This is a genomic window from Mycolicibacterium gilvum (assembly GCF_900454025.1).
In the GTDB taxonomy this organism is placed as follows: Bacteria; Actinomycetota; Actinomycetes; order Mycobacteriales; family Mycobacteriaceae; genus Mycobacterium; species Mycobacterium gilvum.
Genome location: NZ_UGQM01000001.1, coordinates 5701300 through 5716188, shown reverse-complemented (window position 1 = coordinate 5716188; position 14889 = coordinate 5701300). Strand labels below are relative to the sequence as shown.

Genomic DNA, 14889 nt, shown 5'->3' with positions numbered 1-14889 from the left:
TTGTCATATCGTTTTCAACACTCGTGGCGCGTGGGAAAAGGGCCGTCGTTCAATGCTGCATGAAGGTGCCTCCTCCGCCAGACCGGCTAACACTCTCGGCAACGGTTGCCATCCGTAACTCTGCAGTCGAGACGTGTGCACTTAGAGGTAGGTGGGAATGGCGCCCAGTCGTCAAGGCCTGTATGACCCCGCATTCGAGCACGACTCCTGTGGTGTGGCGATGGTTGCCGACATCCACGGCCGTCGCAGCCGGGACATCGTCGAAAAGGCCATCACGGCGCTGCTGAACCTCGAGCACCGCGGTGCCCAGGGCGCCGAGCCGAACACCGGCGACGGCGCGGGCATCCTGCTGCAGGTCCCCGACGAGTTCTTCCGGGCCGTCTGCGGCTTCGACCTGCCCGAGCCCGGCAGCTACGCCACGGGCATCGCATTCCTGCCGCAGTCGGCCAAGGACGCCGCCACCGCCTGCGAGTCCGTCGAGAAGATCGCCGAGGCCGAGGGCCTGCGGGTGCTGGGCTGGCGCGACGTGCCGACCGACGACTCGTCGCTGGGCGCGCTGGCCCGCGACGCGATGCCCACCTTCCGCCAGGTGTTCATGGCCGGCGCCGAAGGTATGGACCTCGAGCGCCGTGCCTACGTCGTGCGCAAGCGCGCCGAGCACGAGCTGGGCACCAAGGGTCCGGGTCAGGACGGTCCGGGCCGCGAGACCGTGTACTTCCCGAGCCTGTCGGGGCAGACGTTCGTCTACAAGGGCATGCTGACGACCCCGCAGCTCAAGGCCTTCTACCTGGACCTGCAGGACGAGCGGATGACCAGCGCGCTGGGCATCGTGCACTCCCGCTTCTCCACCAACACGTTCCCGTCGTGGCCGCTGGCCCACCCGTTCCGCCGCGTCGCCCACAACGGCGAGATCAACACCGTCACCGGCAACGAGAACTGGATGCGGGCGCGTGAGGCGCTGATCAAGACCGACGTGTTCGGCGCCAAGGCCGACCTCGACAAGATCACCCCGATCTGCACCCCCGGGGCGTCGGACACCGCCCGCTTCGACGAGGTGCTCGAACTGCTGCACCTCGGCGGCCGCAGCCTGCCGCACGCCGTGCTGATGATGATCCCCGAGGCGTGGGAGCGGCACGAAAGCATGGACCCCGCCCGCCGGGCCTTTTATGAGTTCCACGACTCGCTGATGGAGCCGTGGGACGGCCCTGCCGCGGTGTGCTTCACCGACGGCACCGTGATCGGCGCGGTGCTCGACCGCAACGGTCTGCGCCCGTCGCGCATCTGGGTCACCGAGGACGGCCTCGTCGTGATGGCCTCCGAAGCCGGCGTACTCGACCTCGACCCGTCCACGGTCGTCAAGAAGATGCGCCTGCAGCCCGGCCGCATGTTCCTCGTCGACACCGCGCAGGGCCGCATCGTCGACGACGAGGAGATCAAGGCTCAGCTCGCCGCCGAACACCCGTACCAGGAATGGCTCGACGCGGGGCTGTTCCAGCTCGACGAGCTGCCCCCGGGCGACTACGTGCGGATGCCGCACCACCGCGTGGTGCTGCGCCAGCAGATCTTCGGCTACACCTACGAGGAGCTCAACCTGCTGGTCGCGCCGATGGCGCGCAACGGCGCCGAGGCGCTGGGTTCGATGGGCACCGACACCCCGATCGCCGTGCTGTCGTCGCGTCCCCGGATGCTCTACGACTACTTCCAGCAGCTGTTCGCCCAGGTCACCAACCCGCCGCTGGACGCCATCCGCGAAGAGGTCGTCACCAGCCTGCAAGGTGCGATGGGGCCCGAGGGCGACCTGCTCAACCCCGGCCCGGAATCGTGTCGCCAGATCGTGCTGCCCCAGCCGATCCTGCGCAACGCCGAGCTGTCGAAGCTGATCTGCGTCGACCCCGACCACGAGATCCGCGGCCACAAGCACGGCATGCGCGCCGCGGTGATCCGTTGCCTGTACCCGGTCAACCGCGGCGGGCAGGGCCTCAAGGAGGCGCTCGACAACGTCCGCGCCAAGGTGTCGTCGGCGATCCGTGACGGCGCGCGCATCATCGTGCTCTCCGACCGCGAGTCCGACGAGCAGATGGCGCCGATCCCGTCGCTGCTCAGCGTGTCCGCGGTGCACCACCACCTCGTCCGCGAGCGCACCCGCACCCAGGTCGGGCTCATCGTCGAGGCCGGTGACGCCCGCGAGGTGCATCACATGGCCGCGCTGTGCGGCTTCGGCGCCGCCGCGATCAACCCGTACATGGCGTTCGAGTCGATCGAGGACATGGTCGATCGCGGAGTCATCACCGACATCACCAGCGATCAGGCCAAGGCCAACTACGTCAAGGCCGCCGGCAAAGGCGTGCTGAAGGTGATGTCCAAGATGGGCATCTCCACGCTCGCGTCCTACACCGGCGCGCAGCTGTTCCAGGCAATCGGCATCAACCAGCAGGTGCTCGACGACTACTTCACCGGGCTGACCTGTCCGGTCGGCGGCATCGACCTCGACGACATCGCCGCCGACATCGCCTCCCGGCACGCGCTGGCCTACCTGGACCGCCCCGACGAGTGGGCGCACCGCGAGCTCGAGGTCGGCGGTGAGTACCAGTGGCGCCGCGAGGGCGAGTATCACCTGTTCAACCCGGACACGGTGTTCAAGCTGCAGCACTCGACGCGCACCGGGCAGTACTCGATCTTCAAGGAGTACACCCAGCTCGTCGACGACCAGAGCGAGCGGATGGCCTCGCTGCGCGGTCTGCTGAAGTTCCGCGACGGCGAGCGCCCGTCCGTTCCGCTCGACGAGGTGGAACCCGCGAGCGAGATCGTCAAGCGGTTCTCGACGGGCGCGATGAGCTACGGCTCGATCTCGGCCGAGGCCCACGAGACCCTCGCGATCGCGATGAACCGCCTCGGCGGACGGTCGAACTCGGGCGAGGGCGGGGAATCGGTCTCGCGCTTCGACCGTGATGAGAACGGCGACTGGCGTCGCAGCGCGATCAAGCAGGTGGCGTCCGGCCGTTTCGGAGTGACGAGCCACTACCTGACGAACTGCACCGACATCCAGATCAAGATGGCCCAGGGGGCCAAACCCGGTGAGGGCGGGCAGCTTCCGGGTCACAAGGTGTACCCGTGGGTGGCCGAGGTGCGCCACTCCACACCGGGCGTCGGCCTGATCTCCCCGCCGCCGCACCACGACATCTACTCGATCGAGGATCTCGCACAGCTGATCCACGACCTGAAGAACGCCAATCCGCAGGCCCGCGTGCACGTGAAGCTGGTCTCCGAAAACGGAGTGGGAACGGTGGCGGCCGGTGTGTCGAAGGCGCACGCCGATGTGGTGCTGATCTCGGGTCACGACGGCGGCACCGGCGCGACGCCGCTGACGTCGATGAAGCACGCCGGTGCGCCGTGGGAGCTCGGCCTGGCCGAGACCCAGCAGACGTTGCTGCTCAACGGTTTGCGTGATCGCATCGTCGTGCAGGTCGACGGTCAGCTCAAGACCGGTCGCGACGTCGTGGTCGCCGCGCTGCTCGGAGCCGAGGAGTTCGGCTTCGCGACCGCCCCGCTGGTGGTGGCCGGCTGCATCATGATGCGCGTCTGCCACCTCGACACCTGCCCCGTGGGCGTCGCCACCCAGAACCCGGTGCTGCGCAAGCGTTTCAACGGCCAGCCGGAGTTCGTGGAGAACTTCTTCATGTTCATCGCCGAAGAAGTGCGGGAACTGATGGCGGAGCTGGGCTTCCGGACCGTCAACGAAATGGTCGGACAGGTCGGCGCGCTGGACACCACGCAGGCCGCCGAGCACTGGAAGGCTCACAAGCTCGACCTGACTCCTGTTCTGCACGAGCCCGATTCGGCGTTCATGAACCAGGATCTGTACTGCAGCTCGCGGCAGGACCACGGTCTGGACAAGGCGCTGGATCAGCAGCTGATCACGCAGAGCCGGGAAGCGATCGACAACGGAACCCCGGTGCGTTTCTCGACGACGATCGCCAACGTCAACCGCACCGTCGGCACGATGCTCGGCCACGAGGTCACCAAAGCCTATGGCGGACAGGGGCTCCCGGACGGCACCATCGACATCACGTTCGAGGGGTCGGCGGGTAACAGTTTCGGGGCGTTCCTGCCCAAGGGCATCACGCTGCGGGTGTACGGCGACGCCAACGACTACGTCGGCAAGGGACTCTCCGGAGGCCGGGTCGTGGTCCGGCCCTCGGACAACGCCCCCGAAGGTTATGTCGCCGAGGACAACATCATCGCCGGCAACGTGGTGCTCTTCGGCGCCACGAGCGGGGAGATGTTCCTGCGCGGCCAGGTGGGCGAGCGGTTCGCCGTCCGCAACTCGGGAGCCCACGCCGTCGTCGAGGGCGTCGGTGACCACGGCTGCGAGTACATGACCGGTGGCCGCGTGGTCATCCTCGGTCCGACGGGCCGTAACTTCGCCGCCGGCATGTCCGGCGGGGTCGGCTACGTCTACGACCCGCAGGACGCGCTCGCCGGCAATCTCAACGCCGAGATGGTCGAGCTGGAAAGTCTCGGCGACAGCGATTCAGACGACGCCGTGTTCGTCCACGGCATGATCCAGGCGCACGTTGATGCCACCGATTCCGCGGTGGGACAGCGGATCCTGGCCGATTGGAGCGGTGAACAGGTGCACTTCAAGAAGGTGATGCCGCGCGACTACAAGCGCGTGCTGGAGGCGATCGCCGAAGCCGAACGGGCCGGTGCCGACGAGAACGGCGTCGCCGAGGCGATCATGGCGGCCGCAAATGGCTGATCCGCGCGGCTTCCTCAAGTACACCCACCGCGAGACGGCCAAGCGCCGTCCGGTCGACCTGCGCCTCAAGGACTGGAAAGAGGTCTACGAGGACTTCTCCCACGACACCCTCAAGGTGCAGGCCACCCGCTGCATGGACTGCGGTATCCCGTTCTGCCACAACGGCTGCCCGCTGGGGAACCTGATCCCGGAGTGGAACGACCTGGTGCGCACCGGCCGGTGGCGCGACGCGATCGAGCGTCTGCACGCCACCAACAACTTCCCGGAGTTCACGGGTCGGCTGTGCCCGGCGCCGTGCGAGGGGTCCTGCGTGCTCGGCATCAACCAGGACCCGGTCACGATCAAGCAGGTCGAGGTCGAGATCATCGACAACGCGTTCGACGAGGGCTGGGTGGTGCCGCTGCCGCCGACGAAGCTGACGGGCAAGACCGTGGCCGTCGTCGGTTCGGGTCCGGCGGGTTTGGCTGCGGCGCAACAGCTCACGCGGGCCGGTCACCGGGTGACGGTGTTCGAGCGTGACGACCGCATCGGCGGGCTGCTGCGCTACGGCATCCCCGAGTTCAAGATGGAGAAGCATCACATCGATCGGCGCCTCGATCAGATGCGCGCCGAGGGAACCGAATTCCGCACCGGGGTGAACGTCGGCAAGGACATCACGGCCGCGCAGCTGCGTCAGGAGTTCGACGCGGTGGTGCTCGCCGGCGGTGCGACCGCGCGCCGGGATCTGCCGATTCCGGGCCGTGAGCTCGACGGGATCCACCAGGCCATGGAATTCCTGCCGTGGGCCAACAGGTTTGCCACCGGCGATCTCAAGGACTCTGTGCTCGACGAGGACGGCGAACCGCCGATCACCGCGAAGGGCAAGAAGGTCATCATCATCGGCGGCGGCGACACCGGCGCCGACTGCCTCGGGACGTCGCACCGGCAGGGTGCGGTCAGCGTGCACCAGTTCGAGATCATGCCGCGACCGCCGGAGACGCGGGCGGACTCGACGCCGTGGCCGACGTACCCGCTGATGTTCCGCGTGACGTCCGCCCACGAGGAGGGCGGCGAGCGCGTCTACTCGGTCAACACCGAGGCGTTCGTCGGTTCCGACGGCAAGGTGACCGGGCTGCGCGCGCACGAGGTCGTGATGAACGCGGGCAAGTTCGAGAAGGTCGAAGGCTCGGACTTCGAGATGGACGCCGATCTCGTGCTGCTGGCGATGGGCTTCACCGGTCCCGAGCGCGAAGGGTTGCTGTCGGACCTCGGGGTCGAGTTCAACGAGCGCGGCAACGTCACGCGCGACGATGCGTTCGCGACCTCGGTCCCGGGCGTCTACGTCGCCGGGGACATGGGCCGTGGGCAGTCGCTGATCGTGTGGGCGATCGCGGAGGGTCGTGCGGCCGCGGCAGCGGTGGACAAGTACCTGATGGGCAACTCGGCGCTGCCGGCGCCGATCAAGCCCACCGCCGCGCCCCAGCGATGAGCGCTTGCGGTAGGTCACGGCGCGGTCTCGTGGAGTCACAGCAGTAACACCAGTCACTCCAAAAACATCCGATCATTCATCGGCGTGCCTCCGGCAGTTTGCCGGAGGGCAGGTATCTAATGACTCGGTGAGGGGGCTGGGGTAATGTGGCTCCCCGGTTCAGCTATTGCACACCGCAGGAGTAATCGCCATGAGTCGCAGCCCGATTACCCGGACACGGGTGGGTCGAATCGCCTGGACATTGTTCCGACACCCGGTCAAGAGCCGTGAATTTCCCGCGAAAGCGGAGCGGCTCATCACCCCCGACGAACTCCTCCGCTTCGGCGTCTAGCGAACCCGCGGCGGCTGCTGTCGCCGCGGCGACGCCGGCGACGGAGTGTTTGCCGGACGTTATCGAACCGTGATCATCCGTCGACGTTGCTGTCGAGCAGCCCGGACGCGCGGATCTTCTCGGCCAGCGGCTCGAGCACGGCCGGGTCGTACGGTGGCGGCAGGTAGACGATCGCGAGGTCCAGTCCTTCGTCGCCGAGCGCAGCGGCCTCAGCGATGACCTTGTCGACATCGAGATCCGCGCCGAGTCGCACATGGGCCGACAGCATGATCTCCTTCGGATCCCGCCCGATGTCCGCGCAGTGCGCGGCCAGCACATCGCGCTTGCGCGCGAACTCCTCGGGCGTTCCGCCGACGTAGTTCCAGTGGTCGGCGTACTGCGCGGTGATACGCAGCGTGCGCTTCTCTCCGTTGCCCCCGATACAGATCGGCGGGTGTGGCTGCTGCGGTCCTTTCGGCTCGTTGCGGGCGTCCTTGAGCTGATAGAACCTGCCGTCGAACGTCGTGGTCTCCTGCGAGAGCAACCCCCGCAGCACCTGACAGGCCTCCTCGAAGCGATCGAACCGCTCCGTGATGCTGCCCAGCTCGATGCCGTACGCGCCGGACTCCTCCTCATTCCAGCCCGCGCCGATGCCGAGCTCGAGCCGTCCGCCGGAGACGATGTCGAGTGCGGAGGCCATGTTGGCGAGGACCGCGGGGTGGCGGTAGTGGATACCGGTGACCAGGACGCCCACCCGCAGCCGGGTGGTCGCCTGGGCCAGCGCGGTCAGCGTGACCCAACCTTCCAGGCACGGCCCGGTCGGGTCCGAGAAGATCGGGTAGAAGTGGTCGAAGGTCCAGCCGGATTCGAAGACGTCGATGTCGTCGGCGGCCTTCCAGACCGTGAGCATGTCCGACCAGGTGGTGTTCTGCGGGGAGGTCTTGAATGCAAATCTCACCCCGCCGACTGTAGGCCGATCGCCTGTGATGAGTTCCGGGCGCTGCAAGGGTCAGTACCGACATGATCGACATGACTGCGGCGTGCGCGGGCACCGCCGGACTTCTCGACCGCGTGCGTGACGACCAGCTGAGCGCCGCCACGCCGTGCAGCGGCATGGACCTCGGGGCATTGATCGCCCACATCGGCGGGCTGGCACTGGCGTTCGACGCGGCGGCGCGCAAGGAGTTCGGCCCTCTGACCGACACCCCGCCGGAGATGGGCGACGGGGTGGAGGACGGCTGGCGGGAGTCCTACCCGTCCAGGCTGGCAAGCCTGGCGTCGGCGTGGCGGGAGCCGGCGGCGTGGGAGGGGATGTCGCGCGCCGGCGGAGTGGACTTCCCCGCCGACGTCGGCGGTCTGATCGCGCTGACCGAGGTCGTGGTGCACGGCTGGGATGTCGCCGTCTCCGCCGGCCTTCCCTATGAGGTCGACGGCGAGACGCTCGCCGCGGTGCACGGACACCTGGCGGCGTTCACCGCCGACGGCCCGGTGGAGGGGCTGTTCGACGCGCCGGTGCCCGTGCCCGACGACGCGCCCCTGCTCGACCGGGTGATCGCGATGACGGGACGCGATCCGTCGTGGTCCGCCGCCTGACTCAGTGCGGTTGACGCCGCGCGTGCGTCCTGGCGTGATCGATCGCCTCGTCGAGGGTGTCCACCAGATGCCGCTCGTGGCGCAGGGATTCGAACACTCCGACGTTGGCCAGCAACGCGCTGTGTTCGGGACGCACACCCTTGATGATCACGGTGATGCCGCGGGCCTCCAACTCGGTACAGATCTGTGCCAGGGTATTCGCGCCCGTCGCATCGAGCATGCCGAGCTGCGACATCCGGATGATCACGACCGATGTGCGGGGATGGTCGCCGTCGACGATCGCATTCGAGATCCGTTCGGCCGCACCGAAGAACATGGCACCGTCGAGGCGCAGCAGCGCGATCTCCTCGTCGCCCGGGCGGTGGGGGGGGCAGCTCCTCACGCACCACGCTGCTGCGCCGCGCGACGCTGCGCAGGGCGAAGAACGCCGCGACCAGGATGCCGATCTGGACCGCCTCGATCAGGTCGAAGCACACGGTGACGACGGCGGTCAGCACGAACGTCGTGGCGTCCGACCGCGTCGAGGTCAGGATCTTGCGCATCGTCGAGCGCGAGATCATCCGGAACGACGTCACCATCAGCACCCCGGACAGCGCGGCCAGCGGGATCGCCGCCACCGGCCCGGTGGCCAGATAGACGACGCCGAGCAGCACGACCGAGTGCACGACGGCGGCGAGGCGGGTGCGGGCACCCGAGCGGACGTTGACGGCGGTGCGCGCGATCGCGCCGGTGGCGGGCATCCCGCCGAAGGCGCCCGACGCCACGGAGGCCAGTCCCTGGCCGACGAGTTCGCGGTCGGGGTCGTAGGGGCCCGTCGGCGCCATGGTGGCCGCGACGCGCGCCGAGAGCAGCGATTCGATGGCGGCCAGCGCCGCGATGGCCAGCGCCGCTCCGAACAGATCGCGAAGCGCCCCCGGGACGATCTGGGGCAGCATGGGTGCGGGCAGATGCGAGGGCAGCTCACCGATCGTGGCGACCGAGATGCCCAGGACGCCGACGGCCACGGTGGCGCCGACGACCGCGGCGAGGGACTCCGGGATGGCCCGGTGGATCCGGGGGAGCGCGACCATCAGCGCGACGACGAACGCGATCACACCCAGGGACTTCACCGCCTCCGACCAGTCGGCGTGGGTCACGACGTGCCACGCCGCGGGCAGGGTCCGTTCGCCCGGCGGGCCGCCGGCGGCGAACGCCGCCGGGATCTGCTGCAGGAAGATGATCGCGGCGATGCCGAGGGTGAACCCCTCGATGACGGGCCACGGGATGAACGTGACGGCCCGGCCGAGCCCGGTCACGCCGGCGAGAAGCACGAGCAGGCCGGCGAGCACCGTCACCAACGCGATGCTGCCCAGGCCGTGCATGGCGACGATCGGCGCGAGCACGACGGCCATCGCGCCGGTGGGTCCGGAGACCTGAACCGAGGAACCGCCGAACACGGCCGCCACCAGCCCGGCCACCACGGCGGTGATCAGCCCTGCCGCCGCCCCCACCCCGGAGCTGATGCCGAACGCCAGGGCCAGCGGAAGGGCCACCACGCCGACCGTGACGCCGGCCAGCAGGTCGGCCCGCCACGAGCGCCGCAGGTCGGTGTAGTCGCTCCGCTGGGGGAGGAGCCGGCCGAGCCTGCCGATGGTGATCATGCCCGCCCCGGCAGCGGGGGCAGTGCCTTGATCGACCTGAGCTGATCGCGCCGGCCGGCGAGCGTGTCGGCCAGGAACGTGCGGGCGATCACCAGGAGTTCGGAGACCAGAGGGTGGGCCAGTTCGTAGAACACGGAGTTGCCGACGCGGCGTGCGGTCACCACTTGGTGCTTTTTCAGGACGGCGAGGTGTTGCGACAGCAGCGTGGCTTCGAAACCGGTGTCGGCGAGCATGTCGCTGACCGAGACGGGATCATCGGCGGTGGCGAGGATCTCGAGCACGCGGATGCGGGCGGGGTGGGCGAGCGCCTTGAACAGGTTGGCCTTGATCTCGTAGAGCGGTCGCTGCTGTTCGGCGGGGGAACGATGGGGCATCGGCGAACCTTGCGGATTGATGGATTGAACGATTTCGCAATCAGTGTATCCATGGATCCGAGCGATCCGGGCACACTGGAGGTATGGACCCGGTCACTGCGCTGCGTCAGATCGCGTACTACAAGGACCGCGCCCGCGAGGACCCGCGCCGGGTGATGGCCTACCGCACCGCCGCCGACGTCGTCGAGTCGCTGACCGACGCCCAGCGCGAGAAGCACGGGGTGGCCAACAGCTGGCAGTCCCTGCCCAAGATCGGTCCCAAGACCGCGAAGGTCATCGCCCAGGCGTGGGCCGGCGCCGAACCCGATGTGCTGGTCGAATTGCGCGAGAACGCCGAAGACCTCGGCGGTGGCGACATCCGCGCCGCACTGCGCGGTGACCTGCACGTGCACTCCAACTGGTCGGACGGGTCGGCGCCGATCGAGGAGATGATGCTGGCCGCCCGCGACCTCGGCCACGAGTACTGCGCGCTGACCGATCACTCACCGCGCCTGCGCATCGCCAACGGTCTGTCCCCCGAGCGCCTGCGGGAGCAACTCGACGTGATCGACGAGATCCGCGACACCGTCGCCCCGATGCGGATTCTCACCGGCATCGAAGTCGACATCCTCGAAGACGGATCCCTCGACCAGGAAGACGAACTCCTCGAACGGCTCGACATCGTCGTCGCCAGCGTCCACTCCAAACTGGCGATGGACGCGCCCGCGATGACGCGGCGGATGCTCACCGCCGTCGCCAACCCGCACACCGATGTCCTCGGACACTGCACCGGCCGGCTCGTCACCGGCGGCCGGGGCATGCGACCCGAGTCGAAATTCGACGCGGAGAAGGTGTTCAGCCTGTGCCGTGACGCCGGCACGGCCGTCGAGATCAACTCGCGCCCCGAGCGCCGCGATCCACCGACCCGCCTGTTGAACCTCGCGATGGAGATCGGGTGCGTCTTCTCGATCGACACCGACTCCCACGCGCCCGGGCAGTTGGAGTTTCTCGGCTACGGCGCCCAGCGCGCCCTGGACGCCGGCCTGGAGGCCGACCGCATCGTCAACACCTGGCCGGCGCAGCGCCTGCTGGAATGGACCTCGTCCTGACTCAGTCGGGTTGGTTCACTCGGCGAGCATGGGCACCTCCCAGCCCGGGTCGCGCCCGAGGAGCACACCCCGCGTGAGCGCGGCGTTGCCGTAGCGGCCGCGCACCCGATCGATCGCGAGGTCCACGCCGAGCGGATCCCGCGCCTCGGCAGGCGAGGCGAACGGCAATTCCATCTGCTGGGCACCGTCGCGGTCGATGTTGCACACCGCGAAACCGATCAACGTCAGACCGCGCTCACCGATCAACGGCGCCGCGGCGGCGACCAGACCCCGCGCCGCATCCAGAATCGCGTCCGTCGACGCGGTCGCCCACGGCATCGTGTGCGAGCGCGTCGCGCGGCTGAAGTCGGCGAATCTCAGTCGCAGCACCACCGTGCGGCCCGTCCGGTCGGCGGCCCGCATGCGCCGGGTGATGCGGTCGATCAGGTTCACCACCACCGCGTCCACCTCGTCGGCGGTCATCGCGCTGCCCGCCCGTCCCAGTGCGCGCTGCGCGCCGACCGAGCGCCGCCGCTGACCCGTCACCACCCGACGGCGATCCACGTTGTGCGCCAGCGCGAACAGCTGCCGGCCCATCGCTCCACCGACCAGCGAGCTCAGGGTGGTCTCGCTCAGCTCGGCGACATCGGCTACCGTCTCGATACCGTGCGCGCGCAGTTTGTCCGCGGTCTTGGCGCCGACGCCCCACAGCCGTCGCACGGGCAGTGGATGCAGGAACGCGAGCTCACGGTCGGGCGGTACCAGCAGCAGTCCGTCGGGCTTGGCCTCCTGGCTGGCCACTTTCGCCAGGAACTTCGTGCGCGCGATGCCCACCGTGATCGGCAGACCGACCTCGTCGCGCACGCGTTCACGCAGGCGCGTGGCGATCTGCACCGGCGTCCCCGAAACCCGGCGCAACCCCGACACATCCAGAAACGCCTCGTCGACCGACACCGGCTCGACGACGGGCGTGGTATCGCGGAACACCTCGAACACCGCCGCGCTGGCATCCGAGTACGCCCGCATCCTCGGCGCGACGACGATCGCCTGCGGGCACAGCGCCCGGGCCTGACGGCCGCCCATCGCCGTGCGCACCCCGAACGCCTTCGCCTCGTAACTCGCGGCGAGCACGACCCCGCCGCCGACGAGCACGGGACGACCCCGCAGCGACGGATCGTCACGCTGTTCGACCGAGGCGTAGAACGAGTCGAGATCCGCGTGCAGGATCGCCGCCGTCCGACCCGACGGCCCCGAAGAGGCGATACCCGACACGAACACATGTTCGCATTGACGACCGACAGATCGCCGTTAGCTTTGTGAAGATGACCGAAGAAGTCGACGTCGTCGTCGTCGGGGCCGGCATCTCCGGCATCAGCGCGGCCTGGCACCTGCAGAACCGCTGCCCGGGCAAGAGCTTCGTGATCCTGGAGGGCCGCGACGATCTCGGCGGCACCTGGGACCTGTTCAGATACCCCGGCATCCGCTCGGACTCCGACATGTTCACACTCGGCTTCCGGTTCAAGCCGTGGACATCGGAGAAGGCGATCGCCGACGGTCCGTCGATCATGGCCTATCTGAGGGAGACCGTCGCCGAGTTCGGGATCGACCGGCACATCCGCTACGGCCACCGGATGGTCGCCGCGGACTGGTCGGACGCCGACAACCGATGGACCGTGCACGTCGAGCGCGGAGGCGAGCGGGTCGAGATCAGTGCGCGCTATCTGATGGCGTGCAGCGGCTACTACGACTACGACCGCGGCTACTCCCCGGAGTTCGCCGGCGCGCAGGACTTCGAAGGCCCGATCATCCATCCGCAGCACTGGCCCGAGGACCTCGACTACACCGGCAAGCGCGTCGTCGTCATCGGCAGCGGTGCGACCGCGGTGACTCTCGTTCCGGCACTTGCTGATTCAGGTGCCGGACATGTGACGATGCTGCAGCGCTCACCGACCTACGTCGGCGCGCTGCCCGACGTGGACCCGTTCACGGTACGGACCAACAAGACGCTGCCCACCGGTGCTGCCTACGTCGTGAACCGCTGGAAGAGCATCCTGTTCCAGTCGGTGCAGTACCAGCTGTCGCGGCGTTTCCCGAGATTCATGCGCCGGACGCTGATGACGATGGCGCAGCGGCGGCTGCCCGAAGGTTACGACGTCGCACGGCATTTCGGCCCGAGCTACAACCCGTGGGACCAGCGGTTGTGCCTGGCGCCCAACGGCGATCTGTTCGAGACCATCCGCACGGGTAGGGCCGACGTCGTCACCGACACCATCGAGAGGTTCGACAGGACCGGCATCACGCTGTCCTCGGGGCAGCATCTGGATGCCGACATCAGCGTCACCGCAACCGGTTTGAACCTGCGGCTGTTCGGCGGTGCGGTGATCTCACGCAACGGCGAGGTGATCGAGCTCAGCGACACCATGGCCTACAAGGGCATGCTGCTCACCGGTATGCCCAACCTCGCGTTCACGATCGGGTACACCAACGCCTCGTGGACGCTGAAAGCAGACCTGGTCTCCGAGTTCTTCTGCCGCATCATCAACCACATGGACGAGCACTCCTACACCCGCATGGAGCCTCGGCATCCGGGCGGTGGTGTCGACGAGCGTCCGCTGCTGGACTTCACTCCCGGATACGTGCTGCGCGCACTGGACCACCTGCCCAAGGCGGGCTCGCGCGCACCGTGGCGGCTGAAACAGAACTATCTGTTCGACCTGCAGCTGATCCGGCGCGGCAGGGTCGACGACGAGGCGCTCGAGTTCGGTCAGTCGGCGGTGACGACGACGATCCCGTCGTCGTCGCTGTAGGCGATGTCGCCGGGGGTGAACACCACGCCGCCGAACTCGACCACCGCGTCGCGCACACCGTCGCCGGTCTTGGAGCTCTTGCGCGGATTCGTGCCGAGCGCCTTGATGCCGATGTCGAGGGTGCGCAGGGTCGAGGCGTCCCGGACCGCGCCGTTGATGATCAGACCGGACCAGCCGTTGGAGCGGCCCAGTTCGGCGATCACGTCGCCGACCAGCGCGGTGTGCACCGAACCGTCTCCGTCGACGACGAGTACGCCGCCGTCGCCGGGTTCTGACAGCACAGACTTCAGCAGGGCGTTGTCCTCGAAACACCGCACCGTGGTGATGGGTCCGGCGAACTCCGACCTGCCCCCGAACTGACGCATCTGCAGGTCGCAGCTACGCACCTCGGGGCCGATCTCGTCGACCAGATCCGCGGTCGGACGGGGGGTGAGTGCCATGTCAGTCGTCGCTGTTGCGTCGTGCCACCAGCAGCGCAACCACCAGCGCGAGCACACCGGCAACCGCTGCCGCCGCGAGCGGGAGCCGCGACGAGCTGGCCGGTCCCGGCGGTGCCGGAGGCGGGCTGGTCACCGCGGTGCTGGCCGTGGCAACCGTCGACTTTGCCTGTGCGGCGGCTTCTTTCGCCGCCGAGGCGACGGCGTCTGCCGGAGGTGGCGGGGCCTTCTTCGCGGCGGCCTTCTTGGCGGGCGCCTTCTTGACCGGCGCAGCCTTGGCCGGCGCAGCCTTGGCCGGGGTGGCTTTCTTGGCGGGGGCTTTCTTGGCCGGAGCCTTCTTCGCGGGGGCCTTCTTCACCGGCGGGGGCGGCGTGGCCGGTGGGGTCGGGGTTGCGGGACTTTCGTCGGGCCCGTCCGGCTGGTCTGACATGGCA

At 68.5% G+C, this 14889-nt stretch carries 10 protein-coding genes and 1 pseudogene; 5 read left to right on the top strand and 6 right to left on the bottom strand.

What is annotated here, in order from left to right; genetic code table 11:
• Nucleotides 1-157 precede the first annotated feature (157 nt).
• Nucleotides 158-4759, top strand: a complete 4602-nt coding sequence (gene gltB, locus DYE23_RS26905) for a glutamate synthase large subunit (protein ID WP_115328618.1) — start codon at nt 158-160, stop codon at nt 4757-4759.
• Nucleotides 4752-6227, top strand: coding sequence for a glutamate synthase subunit beta (locus tag DYE23_RS26900; protein ID WP_013473085.1), 1476 nt, complete (start codon nt 4752-4754; stop codon nt 6225-6227). The genes gltB and DYE23_RS26900 overlap by 8 nt, the downstream gene beginning before the upstream one ends.
• A 404-nt stretch (nt 6228-6631) precedes the next feature.
• Here DYE23_RS26900 and DYE23_RS26895 read toward each other — a convergent pair whose 3' ends face one another.
• A complete protein-coding gene (locus DYE23_RS26895) occupies nt 6632-7495 on the bottom strand; it encodes an LLM class F420-dependent oxidoreductase (RefSeq protein WP_115328617.1) in 864 nt (287 codons plus the stop codon).
• 62 nt (nt 7496-7557) lie between these two features.
• Between DYE23_RS26895 and DYE23_RS26890 the strand changes: the two genes are divergently transcribed.
• Nucleotides 7558-8130 carry a TIGR03086 family metal-binding protein gene (locus DYE23_RS26890; protein WP_099962103.1) on the top strand — a complete coding sequence of 191 codons (573 nt, stop codon included), beginning with the start codon at nt 7558-7560 and terminating at the stop codon, nt 8128-8130.
• 1 nt (nt 8131) lies between these two features.
• On the opposite strand, the pseudogene DYE23_RS26885 reads toward DYE23_RS26890, so the two are convergent.
• Nucleotides 8132-9770: pseudogene (locus DYE23_RS26885) on the bottom strand (SulP family inorganic anion transporter).
• Complete coding sequence (locus DYE23_RS26880; protein WP_011892019.1) at nt 9767-10144, bottom strand: ArsR/SmtB family transcription factor; 378 nt, start codon at nt 10142-10144, stop codon at nt 9767-9769. The pseudogene DYE23_RS26885 and the gene DYE23_RS26880 overlap by 4 nt, the downstream one beginning before the upstream one ends.
• 83 nt (nt 10145-10227) lie before the next feature.
• Here DYE23_RS26880 and DYE23_RS26875 point away from each other — a divergent pair, with 83 nt between their 5' ends.
• Nucleotides 10228-11232 carry a PHP domain-containing protein gene (locus DYE23_RS26875; protein WP_013473082.1) on the top strand — a complete coding sequence of 335 codons (1005 nt, stop codon included), beginning with the start codon at nt 10228-10230 and terminating at the stop codon, nt 11230-11232.
• A gap of 15 nt (nt 11233-11247) precedes the next feature.
• On the opposite strand, the gene dinB is transcribed toward DYE23_RS26875, so the two are convergent.
• The gene (dinB, locus tag DYE23_RS26870; protein ID WP_013473081.1) at nt 11248-12489 is read right to left on the bottom strand and encodes a DNA polymerase IV; all 1242 of its coding nucleotides are present in this window, start codon (nt 12487-12489) and stop codon (nt 11248-11250) included.
• Between the two features lie 44 nt (nt 12490-12533).
• On the opposite strand from dinB, the gene DYE23_RS26865 reads away from it, so the two are divergent.
• The gene (locus DYE23_RS26865; protein ID WP_115329120.1) at nt 12534-14018 is read left to right on the top strand and encodes a flavin-containing monooxygenase; all 1485 of its coding nucleotides are present in this window, start codon (nt 12534-12536) and stop codon (nt 14016-14018) included.
• Here DYE23_RS26865 and rraA read toward each other — a convergent pair.
• Both rraA and DYE23_RS26855 read right to left on the bottom strand, forming a co-directional pair.
• On the bottom strand, nt 13976-14458 hold the full coding sequence (gene rraA / locus DYE23_RS26860) for a ribonuclease E activity regulator RraA (RefSeq protein WP_013473079.1): 483 nt from the start codon (nt 14456-14458) through the stop codon (nt 13976-13978). The two genes, DYE23_RS26865 and rraA, sit on opposite strands and share 43 nt — an antisense overlap.
• Before the next feature lies 1 nt (nt 14459).
• Complete coding sequence (locus DYE23_RS26855; protein WP_115328616.1) at nt 14460-14885, bottom strand: hypothetical protein; 426 nt, start codon at nt 14883-14885, stop codon at nt 14460-14462.
• Between the last annotated feature and the right edge of the window lie 4 nt (nt 14886-14889).